Source organism: Fibrobacter sp. (assembly GCA_012523595.1).
Classification (GTDB): domain Bacteria; phylum Fibrobacterota; class Chitinivibrionia; order Chitinivibrionales; family Chitinispirillaceae; genus JAAYIG01.
This window is the reverse complement of the sequence record JAAYIG010000164.1, coordinates 1-14,967: the sequence shown is the minus strand read 5'-3', so window position 1 is coordinate 14,967 and position 14,967 is coordinate 1. Positions and strand designations below refer to the sequence as shown.

General features: G+C 44.0%; 11 protein-coding genes. 7 read left to right on the top strand and 4 right to left on the bottom strand.

Annotated features, from left to right (window positions below; translation table 11 throughout):
- Positions 1–137: 137 nt before the first annotated feature.
- Positions 138–1,001 (bottom strand): DUF362 domain-containing protein, encoded by an 864-nt coding sequence (locus GX089_10995; GenBank protein NLP03014.1) that lies wholly within the window; start codon positions 999–1,001, stop codon positions 138–140.
- A gap of 122 nt (positions 1,002–1,123) precedes the next feature.
- Between GX089_10995 and GX089_10990 the strand changes: the two genes are divergently transcribed.
- Positions 1,124–1,978: an SDR family oxidoreductase gene (locus tag GX089_10990; GenBank protein NLP03013.1), complete on the top strand. Its 855-nt coding sequence runs from the start codon at positions 1,124–1,126 to the stop codon at positions 1,976–1,978.
- A 511-nt stretch (positions 1,979–2,489) separates the two neighbouring features.
- Here GX089_10990 and GX089_10985 read toward each other — a convergent pair.
- The 3 genes from GX089_10985 to GX089_10975 are packed head-to-tail and all read right to left on the bottom strand — an operon-like array spanning position 2,490 to position 5,961.
- Entirely contained in the window at positions 2,490–2,879 is a 390-nt protein-coding gene (locus tag GX089_10985) for an FxsA family protein (protein NLP03012.1), read from the bottom strand.
- A gap of 42 nt (positions 2,880–2,921) precedes the next feature.
- A complete protein-coding gene (locus GX089_10980; protein NLP03011.1) occupies positions 2,922–5,030 on the bottom strand; it encodes a hypothetical protein in 2,109 nt (702 codons plus the stop codon).
- 16 nt (positions 5,031–5,046) lie between these two features.
- Positions 5,047–5,961, bottom strand: a complete 915-nt coding sequence (locus GX089_10975) for a serine/threonine protein kinase (protein ID NLP03010.1) — start codon at positions 5,959–5,961, stop codon at positions 5,047–5,049.
- Positions 5,962–6,297: 336 nt separating this feature from the next.
- Here GX089_10975 and GX089_10970 point away from each other — a divergent pair, with 336 nt between their 5' ends.
- From GX089_10970 to GX089_10945, 6 genes are all read left to right on the top strand, one after another.
- Positions 6,298–7,050, top strand: coding sequence for an SDR family oxidoreductase (locus GX089_10970; protein ID NLP03009.1), 753 nt, complete (start codon positions 6,298–6,300; stop codon positions 7,048–7,050).
- 336 nt (positions 7,051–7,386) lie between these two features.
- Positions 7,387–8,799: an MBL fold metallo-hydrolase gene (locus GX089_10965; GenBank protein ID NLP03008.1), complete on the top strand. Its 1,413-nt coding sequence runs from the start codon at positions 7,387–7,389 to the stop codon at positions 8,797–8,799.
- Positions 8,796–9,206: a (deoxy)nucleoside triphosphate pyrophosphohydrolase gene (locus tag GX089_10960; protein ID NLP03007.1), complete on the top strand. Its 411-nt coding sequence runs from the start codon at positions 8,796–8,798 to the stop codon at positions 9,204–9,206. Before GX089_10965 ends, GX089_10960 begins: the two co-directional genes overlap by 4 nt.
- A 490-nt stretch (positions 9,207–9,696) precedes the next feature.
- Positions 9,697–11,142 (top strand): sigma-54-dependent Fis family transcriptional regulator, encoded by a 1,446-nt coding sequence (locus GX089_10955; GenBank protein NLP03006.1) that lies wholly within the window; start codon positions 9,697–9,699, stop codon positions 11,140–11,142.
- Positions 11,139–12,113 carry an NAD(P)/FAD-dependent oxidoreductase gene (locus GX089_10950; GenBank protein NLP03005.1) on the top strand — a complete coding sequence of 325 codons (975 nt, stop codon included), beginning with the start codon at positions 11,139–11,141 and terminating at the stop codon, positions 12,111–12,113. The genes GX089_10955 and GX089_10950 overlap by 4 nt, the downstream gene beginning before the upstream one ends.
- Positions 12,110–14,698, top strand: coding sequence for a response regulator (locus GX089_10945; GenBank protein ID NLP03004.1), 2,589 nt, complete (start codon positions 12,110–12,112; stop codon positions 14,696–14,698). Before GX089_10950 ends, GX089_10945 begins: the two co-directional genes overlap by 4 nt.
- The last annotated feature ends 269 nt before the right edge of the window (positions 14,699–14,967 follow it).

Below are 14,967 nucleotides of genomic sequence, written 5' to 3'. Positions count from 1 at the left end.
CAGGAGTGCACACCAGACCATAAAAAAACTTAAGCGGATGCTTTTTTTTTCGGACATGAATAGATGGGAAGGAGAAAACCAGCACAATAGTACAGCTAAAAAACAGCTTGATAAACAGGATACGGCTGTATTGGAATTCAGGAATACATTTTCCTGGAAAACTCTGCTATGGCCTCTCTCAGAGGAACCCCTACAATCTCAATTGATTCCAGATCTGCTTTGCCAAGGCCGATTTTTTCAGCCTCGATTATGTGGTCTACGTGGTTTATATTCAGAAGTTTTGCCCCTATTGAATCTGCCGAAACAAAATCCATCGATGCGATTACCAGGTCCGATTCAAACACATTTCCTCCGACAGGTCCTCTTCCGGTCATTGCTGGATGTCCATTGATTATGGCAAGGTCGATAGGAAAACGCTTGCACATTCCTGCTATAAACGACTGAATATCTCTGAAGATACTGTGTTTATGAACATAACTTTCTCTGGGATGACCGTAGAAATCGGCTGCCGGAAATGACATCGCGATATTTTTCATGCTGAGAGTGACCATAGCAAAATCATGTACTTTATGCTGGGCAAGAGAGATGAGAACATCATATTCCAGGATATGAGGGTTTATCATTACCTCATGCATCGGTCCATAACTCAGTTCAACAGCCTGAAAGGGACCCTTGTTGTGATCAAAGAACCTTACCTTTTCCTCCTCTATCACCTTATCAATTCCCAGATACCTGAACACATCGGCTGTCTCCGCTGCTCCTGCCCCGCCGCTGACTGTAATAATGGACGGATTGAAGCGCTTTACATAGCGGATAACCGCTCTTACGGTATCTGCCTGCGTGCAAGCTGTCAGGTCCGATGGAGTAGCCCAGGTATCATTGGGTTTGATTGCAACATGCTTTCCGTTGAATAAAGAAGAATGATCTCCCAGCAGATCGCACGATTCCTCTATGGCTTCGCTTATCCGGGCCTGATGAGAAATTGCTACTTTACTTTTCATTCGAACATACCTCCATGGATGCGACTCTGAAAAAAGAATCAAACGATATGCCAACCTTTTCCGCTTCATAAGTGCAGATAAGTCTCCGTAATTTTTAAGGAACGAGTCCAAGGGAGGACAATATGAAGAGGAATTTCCTGATCACCGGTGCCACCGGCACAGTAGCAAGGGAAATGATAAAACTGATGATCTCGCAAGGTATCTGTGTCAGGATCGGTGTACGCGATGTAGTGAAAGCGACTCAGTTGGACACCGCAGGGTGTCCGGTAGTGTTATTTGATTACAATAAGCCTGAGACATTTCAGGAAGCATTTGAGAATATTAACGGCCTTTTTCTGGCTACACCGATCTCCATCCCCAGGATTGATGAACTTCTGATACCCGCCCTGGATACAGCGAAGCGAATGGGAGTAGATCAGATTGTGAGCCTCGGCTCAATAGGAAGTGAATTAAACCAGACCCCTCTTTCTATTGCAGAGAAATGCGTTCAGTCCTGCGGAATCGATTATACGATACTTCGTCCAAACATTCTCATGCAGAATTTCGGGAATCTGGCCGGTTCCTTCATTAAATCAAGCAGCCTGCTTCATCTGCCGGCAAACAGGGCGCGGGTAAGTTTTGTTGATGGTAGAGATGTTGCGGAAGCAGCGGCAAACAGTCTGATGGATTCATCTTTCAGAAACCGCATATTTGTGCTTACCGGAAAGAAAGCACTTGATCATTACCAGATCGCTCACATTCTTTCCAAAGTTTCAGGAAAAACTGTCACCTATATTCCTGTTTCACACAATGATGCCAAAAGGGAGTTCTTGAGGGCGGGATGGTCAGAGGATGCAGCAGACATAATGATTGGATTATATGAAATTGCAAGAAAAGGCTGGTGTGAGGAGGTGCGGCCTGATCTTGCAGAAATCCTCAAGCGGGAGCCCAGGACTTTTGAGGAGTATGCCTGGGATTACAGAGAACTCTGGGTATGATTAGAAATTAATGGTTAGTACTTGTTCTTCAGATCGGGGTCGGTTTCGGAATCGGAATCGGTATCACCTGTTTTAATTCGGTTATCTCCGGAGAGTAATCCAGAACCGTTTGTTCCTTAGCCAGATTCTCGATGACTTTTCATGTGCTCAGCAAAGCTGTGCTCGTGCCTGTAATCGTAATCGAAAAGGGATTTTAACCAGTATAAACATCATTTGCAGAGTACATTTTTTTTCATTTAAGAGATAAGGTGGGGGAAGTCTCCCACTGCCTGATCTGCCGTAGTTTCTTAGCGCAGGCGGGGCTTTTGCCACCCCCTCTGTGTTGACATAAAAAGAGGCGGTATTAATGCCGTCTCCAGCCAGGATAAGCCCGGTGAACCGGGCTTGCAAGAAAATGAAATCTAATTGTTTTCTATTACCCCGATTTATCGGGGTTTACATGCATTTGAGTGCAGTCGTTTTGTCGTATTGTCGTACACTCGTGCTGTCGTATTGTCGTTATGTCGTACCCTTAAACGGGTGTCATTCCATTTTTTCTGTCAATCCAGTTCTGCATTCTCCTCTTAATCCACCTCTTGAAAAACCTGCGGGTAAACGGGATAAGAAGAAGAAAACTCATCATGTCTGTGACTATTCCCGGTGAAATCAGAAGTATCGCAGCAAAAATGATCAGTAAACCATCAAGCAGTTCCCCGGCGGGTATTTTCCCCATTGAAAGGCTCTGCTGAATCTGCCACAGAGTGTTCATTCCCTGTTTTCTGGCAAGTATGGCACCAGTGGCTGCTGTCAGTATAAGAAGAAAGATTGTATTCAGAGCTCCGATAAATGAACCGATTCTTATTAAAACGTAAAGCTCAATCAGTGGGATCAGCAGAAAGAGCAGTAAAAGACGGGCAAACATAGTATCTCCATTTCAGTATTCTCCGCATGAATACTCAAAGGTTTATTTCCCATGGTTCCCTATTCTGGCCCTTATCTCTTCCAGATGGTTTTTCTTTGCCGTTTCCAGAAACACTTTCAAATCAAACGGTTTCTCATCGGATGGGATTGTTATGGAAATAGCCGGTTCGATGGAACAGACCTGATCATCAATTGTCAATTGCAGATTATTTATCTTTTGTCTCAATCTCTCTCTTGCTACTCCGGCTCCTGTACTGTCGGTCATGGCAAGCAGCACAAAAATCACCCCTGTTTCAGGCTCCTGGATAAATCCGATCAGATCTATGTCTCTCAGTAATTCTTTAACTGCCAGAAAAAGAGGTGGAATAACCCTGACAATTTCATCTTTTGCAGGAGACCGTGCTCCATTTTGAGAGATGATTTTTACCGCAGAGATCATCATGGTGGAAAAAGGGGTTTTATACCTCTGATGCTGCTTCATCTCCCGGTCAAGCAAAAACAGCATGTTATTGGAATAGAGTGTTCCCGGTGGAAGCGCCCGTTTTATTTCCAATGATGTTTTGCTGAGTCTTTTAAGCAGTTGGTTTATCCGGTCTGTATCGAACCCTTTTTCCTTCAGGTTTTCAACAAGTGATCTCTGGAGTCGTGAAACCTGGTCCTGATGCTCGAGGAAGTTAAGAATTTTTCTGGAAATCTCTTCCGGTGATGAATCCTTTTCTGTTTTGTTGTCATTGATATATTTCAATACTGCTTCATCGAAAGCCGATTCGAATCGGCTTGACAACTGCTGTTTCACACTGATAAGTACCGGCTCCTCTATACCTGTGTTCTTGAGTTTATCGATAAGACTGTTTTCAAGCTGCATCAGTATTCTTCTAAGTATCCTGCTTCCCTGAGGTTTAGCCAGTTCTCCTGAATCCATCGCAACTTCGACACTGATTTTTTCAATGTAATCTGCAAGCAGGTTCGACAGTTGCGTTTCATCACTGCCTGTGCCCCGTCTTATCTCCGAAGCCAGGTAGATAAGTTTAGCGCTGTCTTCAGGTTCGGCTTTTATAGCAGAGACTATATCCTTGACAGTAACACCAATACTCTCAGCGGCATCCTTGAGAGAACCCGCGATGGCTTCGCTTTCAAGCTCAAGATCCAGGTCTCTTATAAACTGAAGGTAATCGGCAAGAGACATGCCTTCTTCCAGCAGAGTCTCTTTGAGTCTGGGAAGGAGTTCTTTGAGTTCTGAAATATCAGGAAGCATCCTTCGGACAATCTGAACAAGCCTTTTAAGCGGAAGTGTTCCCTGCTGGTATTCTTCTTTGACAAGTTTAAGGATTATATCGCAGGTCAGTTCGTTTACCTGTTTCCGGACAGGATCTGCAGTGGAGAGGATTTTTCCGGTTGTTTTCTGCACCTCGATAGTTTCTGCAAGATCCACTTTCAGTTCATATACTGCCTCCAGAAGCACATCGAGAGACAGTGGGCCTGCCTTGTTGATTTCACTGCGCAGATTCCCGATTGATCTTAATGCCTCATCCGATGTTTCAGGATTGCAGGCGGCTTCACTCAGCATGACGGCGGTTTTCCGGGGCTGATCGACGAGATTTGCCATTGTCAATACCTGCTCGATCTGCTGCAGGGCATTTCTGCTCAAAGATGTTGTCACCTGCACCGATTCCGCATCGTATGTACCGCCCCCGACCGTCATATCTTTGTCAACCAGAGCCTGATCAGCGGTTATTTTCCCGATTTTTATGTAGTTTATCTTGATATTCGAAATTCCTGCGGCAGCGAGTTCCTTCTCGATATCCTTTGCCGGACGGTATTCCTTGCTGTCTCCTGTTAACCGGATTATTTCCCGGATTTCATCTGCCTTCACTCCTCTTGAGAAGCTGAGCGACATGATTTCGCATTTTGTCAATTGAGAAACAATACGTTTAACATTGATAATTTTATCCATGCACCATTCTTCCACATAAAGGCTCTCCCGGTCGACTATCAGTGAAATAAAGGGAAGAGCCGTGAGTTCACTCTCCAGAATTTCGTGGAAGAGAGTGATATTTTTATGAGTTGTCGGATGAGATCCGCCGTAGAGAAAGGCGCTGTTGAAAACCACGTTGAAGAGGCGGGCAACCTGTTCAGCCTGTTTCTGATCCATTTTTATCTCCCTCTGCTCATAATACCGAAAGCATCCGGGCTGAGGCGTATTTTTTAAGATCTTCTCTGAACGCTGCACAGATCTGGTACCGGTCCTCACGCCTTGGAGCAGTTGCTTTGAGAATAATTTTCTCGAGTTCATCATCGATAACCTCACTACTGCTTGACGGATTGCAACTGAAAATCGATTCGGTACTGGATGCTTTCAGGGCAAGTAATTGATCAAGGGAGGATGTCTTTACCGGAATCTTGCCGACAAGTGCCTCATAGAGCACCATCCCGGCAGAGTAGATATCTGAGCGGCAGTCAGTCTGGATTCCGGTGATCTGCTCAGGTGACATGTAAAGAGGTGTACCCAGCACGTATCTTGAATGCTCATTTGCGGAAAACTCGGTTCTGGCTATTCCAAAATCTACAATACCCGGTCTTCCGCTGCGCTCCTCTATTATAATGTTGGCAGGTTTTATATCCTGGTGGATGACATTTTCCCTGTGGGCATAATCCAGACCATCGAGAACCTGGATCATAATCTGTAAGACTTTATTAAGAGGTACTGTCCTTCGGGAGGGCAGAGGATGAAGCAGGTGGCGGCGGATCAATGAACGGAGATTCTCTCCCACAATAAGCTGCATCATGATAAAAAGCACATCAGGTGTCTCTCCCATGTCAAACACAGGCGCAATATTGGGATGATTCAACACCGCAACTGTCTCAGCTTCATCACGAAACAGAACTCTCATGTCGCTGAGATTCGAACTTGCCTTGGGAAAGATCTTCAGTGCTACTTTTCTTTTCAGCGATTTCTGGAACGCGACATAAACCGCACCCATCGCCCCGCGACCAAGCAACTCTACAAGTGTAACATTGGCGATTTCTCTCCCCAGAAAACTGTTTGGATCAAAATTCGCCTTGAATTCGCTTAATTCCTGCATCGTACCTCTGGATTAAATGTACAAAACTGGAAGAAAAATAGCAATTCGGGGAAAAAGCGACAATATTATCACTTTGTTTTCATTCCCAATAAGTGTCCCGAAACACAGAAAAATCTGCATAACCATAGACAACATTTGTTCTGAAATCGGGGTCGGAATCGGTATCGAAAATTTTCGCAAACAGGCGGCATTAATGCCGCCTCTAGCCAAGTAAAGCCCGGTGGAACCGGGCTTTAAAGAAAACAGAATTCTCTCTCCCACACCTGATACCGACCCCGACCAGGAATACCTCCAGGGCACAATTTTTGCCTCCTTAAGAGAGCAAGGAGGAGATCCATGGGGAAAAAGTCTCTTGACGGGAAAACTGCTCTTATAACCGGCTCAGCTGTTCGTATTGGACGGGAAATAGCATTGTCTCTGGCGGAAAGAGGGGTCAACATAATAATTCATTACCACAGTTCAAAGAGGCACACTGATGAGCTTTCCTCTGAGCTTGACAGAATGGGTGTCCGGTCATGGAGCATACAGGCTGATCTATCCCGTTTCGAATCGGATAAGCTTATAGAACAGAGTCTGGAGCTCTCCGGATCACTTGATATTCTGGTAAACAATGCCTCGATTTTCACCAAATCCACAATTGATGATCTTGCCCTTGCAGACCTGGTAAACAACATCGAAATTAATGCCTGGGCTCCATTCTCCCTGAGCCGTGCGTATGCCCGGGAGATTAAAAGAGGCTGCATCATTAATCTTCTGGACCAGCGCATAACCAGCTACGATCTGAACCACACCGGCTATATCCTCAGTAAGCATGTTCTAACTGCCCTTACCAGAATCACAGCCCTGGCCTATGCTCCTGAGATCAGAGTAAATGGAATAGCTCCCGGATTAATCCTCCCTCCGCCCGGAGAGCCAATGTCTTACCTTGAGAAACTCTCCGGAACCATACCACTCAAAAGGCATGGCAATCCAGGAAATATCGGTGAAGCAGCCGTCTTTCTGGCCTCCAATGAGTTTATAACCGGAGAGATAATATTCGTTGATGGCGGAAGACACCTTCGGGAAACCTATCTTCCTGACAAGTACTAACCCGACCTCTCTCACCTCGGGGTCGGTATTGGCATCGGAATCGGTATCGAAACGTCCTCTTTCCCGTCTCTATCTTCCCTTGCAATGTCTTACACTCGTTTTTACGTCCCGTCGTTTCTTTCGTGTTATCACGTTGTCGTGATGTCGTACATTCGTACCCTCGTACTCTCGTACTCTCGTCCCTAGTAGCTTGCACTATTTTACGACAGTTTCATCCCCCCCAACCTTACCCTTGTACTTAACACTTCGGCAGTATACAATTAGAACAGATACTCTTAAGCAGGGCAAAACTGCCGTACAGTAAAACCGTGCGGCTCCTCATGGAAGGATTTCTTTATGCAGATTCAATTTTGCGGCGGCGCTCAGACTGTTACAGGCTCTCAGATTCTGATAAGTGTAAATGGTAAAAAACTCCTTCTGGAGTGCGGGTTGTTCCAGGGGAGAAGACAGGAGAGCTATGAAAAAAACCAGAATTTTATCTACAATCCTGCAGAAATCGATGCGGTCATTCTGAGCCATGCCCATATTGATCACAGCGGCAACATTCCCAATCTCGTAAAAAAGGGTTTTAAAGGCTCTATATACACCACACCCGCCACCATTGACCTATGCAAACTCATGCTCAGGGATTCAGCATATCTTCAGGAGAAAGATCTTGAGTGGGTAAACCGCATAAGAAGACGCAGTCATCAGCCGGAAATTCCGCCTCTTTACAACATAGAAGACGTAAATGCAGCAATAGAGCTGTTTGTGGGAGTTGACTACGACCGTGCCTTCACAATTGCACCAGGTGTTGAGGCAATGTTCAGGGATTCCGGGCATATACTGGGTTCAGCCGGCATACACCTTGAGATTACCGAGAACGGGAAAACCTACAAACTTGGTTTTACAGGTGATATCGGCCGGCCAGGAATGCCGCTTACCCACGATCCAAACGTCCTCCGTGAACTTGACATTCTCATAATGGAATCGACCTACGGAAACAGGCTTCACGAAAGCTATGACAATGTCGAGGAGGAACTGGCAAAAGCCGTCCGTGAGACCGCATCCAACGGAGGAAAAATTATAATCCCCTCTTTTGCGGTTGGACGCACTCAGGTACTCGTTTATGTGCTGCACAAGCTTTTTGACCAGAACCGAATCCCGGACATGCCGGTCTACGTTGACAGTCCTCTGGCATGCAGAGCAACCGAAGTTTTCCGTAATTATCCCGACTATCTTGACAGAGAAACAAAAAGAATTTACCTTGTCGATAATGAGGATCCCTTTGGATTCCGGAGATTATCGTATGTACATGATGTCGAGGAGTCGAAAAGGCTCAATTCGGTAACATTCCCTCATGTAATAATCTCCGGTTCCGGGATGGCCGAAGGCGGCCGGATCCTGCATCACCTGCGTAACAATGTGCATAACCCTAAAAACCTGGTGCTTTTCGTGGGGTATGCAGCCAGGGAAACTCTCGCCAGGAAAATTATCGACGGACAGAGGATTGTAAGGATATTCGGAGAGGAGCATACAGTCAAGTGCAAGACTACAGTCATGGATGCTTTCAGCGCACATGCCGACAGGCGTAACCTGCTTGACTATGTTGGACTCAATTCACCGGAACGGCTGGAACACATTTTTCTGATACATGGTGATGCGGATCAGGCTTTACCGCTCAGGGATGGATTGAGGAGTAAAGGGTTCAGAAATGTGCATTTTCCAGCTCCCGGAGAGGTTTTCCGGTACAATACAGGTGAGAGTTGAACCAGAATAAACGAATTCCCGTTGTCTGCGCTATCATTGAACAGGATAACAAGTTTCTGGCTGCACAGCGCAATCTGAACCAGACAAACGCAGAACTCTGGGAATTTCCCGGGGGAAAAGTAAGGAGCGGAGAGAAGCCGGAGGATGCGCTCCGGAGAGAAATAAGAGAGGAACTGGGAGCAACAATAGATATAGAAAATCAACTGAGTCCTGTGGTTTACGATTACCCCTGGATTTCCATCGAATTAATCCCCTTTATCTGCAGAATCAATACTGGTATTATACTTCCGATTGAGCATTCACAGGTGCGTTTTATAACTGCATCAGAATCGAGAAATCTCGACTGGGCACCTGCTGATATTCCGGTGCTGAGAGAGTACCTGGAGTATAAAAAGAGAAACAGATAGGCATCGGTTGTTTCAGCTCCCGGTTGTTGAGCGGAGCAGAAGTGTAGACTTTCAGAGAATCACACTCAGGCTTCCTAACGCAGAAACACTGATTCCGGAATTCTACTTTTCGAAGGAAAGAAGTAGTGGTAAAAGTGCTTTGGATAACAAAAAAAAATGGTGGATCAGGAGCTACCCTGAATCCACCTTTTTCCTACTTTAGCCCTCATACTATTTCAGGTAAATATTATTAAAACACCTCTGCGGGATAACCAATCAATATCTATGCCAATTTTTTTGAGGGGCAAAAATTAAAAAAAACAGGTTTCAGGTTTATAAAAAGGAGGAAAGTTATCCTATTGATAAAAGAGGTGTTATCATATTGATAAGACTTTATTCTTTGATTGCCCCTTTATTATTTTACTGCTTGTTAATACTCGGATTACCTTTCCCGCTAATCCTGAGCCCGCCAAAACCTTAAGGTAGGACAATCTCACAGCTTATAGTCATTATGCAAAAACCTCACATACTGATTGTTGATGATGAAGAAGCGATAGTTTTTACTCTTTCCAGCATTCTAAAAAATTATCATATAACAGCATGCTCCAGATCATCAGAGGCTCTGAATGCTCTCCGGTCAGGGAATCAATTCGACATCATTCTTATGGATTTCAGGATGCCGGAGATTAACGGGCTTGAACTCCTTTATGAGGCAAAAAAGTATCTCTCCTCCTACAAGGCAGTGCTTATTACGGCATTCTCCACCCGTGAGATTCTGGAAAAGGGAATCAATAATGAACTTTTCCACAAAATAGTCAATAAGCCATTTGATCCTGAGAAACTGCATGAAATGGTTGAGGAAATCTATTCTGCTCTGCAAAAAGAGAGGGCAGACAGGCAGTACTACTCTCTTCTTGAATCTCAGATTGCATCGCTCAGCAACGCTTTCCATCAGAGAAATACCGTATTGATCCACTCCTGTTCTCAGATGCAGAATGTGCTTTCTCTCACCCGCAAATACGCTTCATCAAATGCCAATGTGCTTCTGGAAGGTGAAAGCGGGGTAGGAAAAGAGATAATCGCCAATCTTATTCACCTCCTGAGCAGCAGAGCCGATAAACCGATGATAAAAGTAAACTGCTCCGCCATCCCTGAGCATCTTTTTGAATCAGAGCTCTTCGGGCATAAAAGAGGAGCATTTACAGGAGCATTAATCGATAAACCCGGTAAATTTCAACTGGCTGACGGAGGGACACTGTTTCTGGATGAAATCGGGGAACTTCCTTTAAACCAGCAGGCCAAAATACTGAGGGCCATTGAGGACTTCGAGATTTCGCCTGTTGGTTCCACTGAACCGGAGAGAGTGGATGTACGCATAATCTCTGCTACAAATAAAAACCTGGATTCCCTGATCAAAACCGGCAGATTCAGATCAGATCTGCGGTTCCGGCTCAATATTCTATCCCTCTACATCCCACCACTGAGGGACCGGAGGGAAGATATCCCGATTTTATCGGCTTATTTTCTGTCGGAAATCGCGAACAATGAGGGCCGGATTACAAAACAGATGGACAAAGAGTGTCTGGAGTACCTGTCTTCTCTTGATTATCCGGGAAATGTAAGAGAACTGAAAAGCCTTATATACAAGGCATATCTGCTCACTGATGATTCCATTATCAGGAAATCGGATATTTTAAATATCAGAGCCGGCGCCAAAGAGGAAAACCGGCCTGTATTTAATCAGTCATTTACTCTTTCTGAACTGGAAACACAGTACATTCAATATCAACTGGAGAAAAACAACTACTGCCTGACAGATACAGCTCATGTACTTGGTGTGGAGGTCAGTAATCTGTCCAGGAAATTGAAGAACATGGGAATATCTGTAAAGGAACTGAAAAAAAACCACTTGTTCTCTCCCGGCAACGGGAACAGAGAAGAGTTATTTAACTCATGAGAGACGAATACGATGTAATCATTGCCGGAGCAGGGCCGGCAGGTTCAACCTGTGCAAAAATCCTCTCACAAAATGGAATTTCTCCCCTGCTGATCGAAAAGAAAAACTTTCCCAGGATAAAACCATGCTGCGGCTTTCTCACAAGCAAAGCAGTATCCACCGTTCAGAGGATATTCGGTCCAATACCTGAAAGCATACTGTGTAACAACAGAGAGATAGAATTTCAATGGAGCAGCACAGGCAAGAACTATAACAGTGTCAAAGGATATGATCTATTCCTGAACCTGTATAGAGAAAGATTCGATTCCTGGCTGCTGGAAAAATCCGATGCTGAATTTCTTGGTAATAGTACAGTAGAAACTTTCGATCAGATCGGGGATAAGGTAGCTGTAGATGTCCTGACTGATGGAAAAAAAAGCACCTTCAGATGCAAATACCTTGTCTGCGCAACAGGAGCTAATTCCAGGTTGAGAAAAATTCTGGATAAAAATTATCTGTCTAAAAATGCAGGTGTCGGCATTCAAAAAGTATACAGGGGCCATTTTGAATGTGATAAAAGTATTTACTATGTCAATATCAGCAGGAAATTCACAGATAATGCATTCTCGTTCTTTTACTTTAAAGATGATCTCTTTTTTATCGGCACCGGATGGACTGGAAAATATGACGGATATTTCGAGAGATGGTTTGATTTTTTAAAACAGAGATATGATCCTGAATTGGAATTAATCAGAGATGAAAGGTGCTGCATAGAATATAGAATGGAGCCGGATTGTCTATTCTTTGGTAAAGGGAACGTGATCTATGCCGGAGAGGCGTCCGGGCTTATAGAAAACTGGGGAATCGGAATCACCTCCGCCCTGATCTCAGGAGAAAAGGCAGCATTTTCCATAATTCAGAACAAATCTGATCTTGCCAATACGTACATTTCGAACATTAAACCTGAATTGGATTCACTTCAAAGAAGATGAACGGATTCGAAATTCTCTATACCTTTTTATGCGGTGTCTACATATCTCTGGCTATTCACCATTTTTCTGTATACGCCGGTAGAAAAAACGACAGAAATAATCTTTATTACACAATTCTGGTACTATCATGTGCCTACATTACTGTTGTAAAGGGTATACTCCCGGGCACATCTCTTTTCAGCAGTCCCCACTTGAGACATCTGGTAGTTTTCGCCCAGTACACATCCTCATCTTTTGCCATCTGCGCCATGCTCTACTTTATAAATACCGCTCTGGACCTTAAAAAGATCAGAAAGTACGTTTACCTGTATACTGTATCGATGATAATTTTCATCTCGGCTTGCTATATCTGGTACCTGCTGTCAGGTGATGCATATACACCGATCAAAGCAATCGTCATTTTAACCCTTCCTCCGGGTGCAGGGCTGTGGATACTGATGCTTGCAGTGTTTTTCAGTAAAGGACAGGAACATTTACGGGATGGAAACAAAAAGATAATAAGTATCAGCTCAATTGCATACTGTTCTTCCTACATAATATTTCCGATCATGTATCTCAGAGGTTATCCCCTCGCCGAGCAACTGCTAGTGATAACCATAGGCATGATAATCATGGCAATATCCTCATCTCTTGCTCTTATAAAACAATTCAACGATGAACATCATGAACTTATAGCCACTAAAGCTCATCTTGAAGAGAGAGTAGATGCGCGTACCAAAGAGCTGCAGATTGCCATAAAAGAAAAAACAAGCTCCTTTGTAAACCTGGCCCATGAAACAAGGACACCTGCCACACTTATTCAAAACTATCTCGACAAATTCATCTCACGGAACCCCTGCGACAAAGATCTTCTGATAGTAAAAAAGAATGTGAACAAACTGGTCCGGGATATGACCAATTTTCTCGATACGGAAAAGATTGAACAGGGTCGTCTTGTGTATGAAAAGATGCACAGGATTAACTTGACCGATTATATAAATGACACTGCAGACCTGGTGGAACCATCAGCAGCATCCCTTGGAATCCGTCTGGTGAGAAAACTAAGCCCTGGAGTCGAGGTTACCTCCAATGTGTATGCTCTCGATCGGATACTGAACAACCTTCTTGACAATGCCATGAGGTATACACCCGGAGGCGGAGAAATCAGATTGGAGCTTGAGGCGGCAGACAGTACAGATTTTATCAAAATCAAGGTCATAGATACAGGTAATGGAATTCCAAAAGAAATGCAGCAGCATATCTTTGACAAGTATTACCAGATCTCCCATAAAAAAGGGAATACTCAGGGAATGGGTATGGGTCTTTATATTGTCAAAGGCATAGTTGAGGGTATGGGAGGGAAAATTTCCCTTGAAAGTGACGAGAAAGGGACCTGTTTCACTGTAAAAATTCCATCAGGGCCCAACGGGGAATCTCTTTCTCTCTCGGATTTCAAGATCTCCTCCAGTTTTACAATCACTACAGACAATCCTTCTTTTGAAAACACAAACATAGATTGCAATAAGAAAACTGTATTACTTGTCGAAGATAACAGAGAGCTGATCCTCTCCATGAGGGAATCACTTATCCCTGAATACAATGTCCTCTGCGCGTCAAACGGTAAAGATGCGCTTGATCTTCTCGGTAAATTCAACACGGATTTGATTGTTTCTGATGTCATGATGGATACCATGGATGGTTATGAGCTTCTTAAAAGAGTGAGAGAAAATGATCAAATGAAAGGCATACCTTTTATTTTCCTCACCGCAAAATCCGGAATTTCCGAGGAGCTGAAAGGCCTTACAAGCGGGGCTATCGATTATATACCGAAACCATTTACAATGGACCTGCTCACAGCAAGGATCTGCTCTTTACTTGAGTACAATGCCCTGAAAAGTCGGACATTCGAACTGGAAAAATACAGATCTGTCGGGATGTTAACCGCCGGAATCTGCCATGAAATCCTCAATCCCCTCTCCGGAATCAGAGGACCTCTCTATGTAATAGAGAAAAGTACTCAGGAGCTTGTCAATACATCAGACAATACCCTGACAAAAAGCATTGGATTTATCAAAGAAAATGTCTCCCGTATCGAGAGTATAGTGAATACAATGCGTTCTCTTTTCCATGGTGAAAGCTTTTCAGTTGAAACTATAGAGCTTCATTCCTTTCTTGCCCCGATTATTGAAATCTTTAAGAACAAGACAGGTGAAAATATCTCCTATGAATTGAATCTCCCTCCCGGTCTGGAAATAAAAACCAACAAAGGAGCGTTTTCCCGGATTATCATGAATCTCCTTTCCAATGCCGTTGAATCCATAAATGAAACCGGTAAAATTCAGATAGAGATGGACAGTAACGTACTGGTAATAAGAGACTCAGGATGCGGTATTCAGAAAGAGCAGTTATCAAAGATTTTTAATCTTGCTTTTACTACCAAAAAGGAGAGCGGAGGTACGGGCCTCGGCCTCTACCTGGTAAAAGAGCTTGCTGACCGGTTGTCTATTACTATTGAGGTCAGGTCAGAGGTCGGGAGAGGTACTGAGGTGCTTTTGGGGCTGGGGAAGCATTTCAGACATGAGAACAGGCAGAACGAAGGAAAATGAAAATGAAAAAAATACTATGTGCTGGTACATTGATTGCCGATATCATCAGTGAATAAAGAGCGTGTTGCACACTCTTTCAATCCATTTTTCGAATACCTCGATATCCCCTGGTTCATATTTTTTTATGGATTCTGTATGACCAGAGAGTGCTGAAAAATTTGTGTAAACCTCAGAATAGTTGGTGTATGGATTATTTTAACCACTTAACACCAATGGAGGTTTACAGTTATGGCCAGAAAAGAACATGGTAATCCGTTACTGAAACAGCT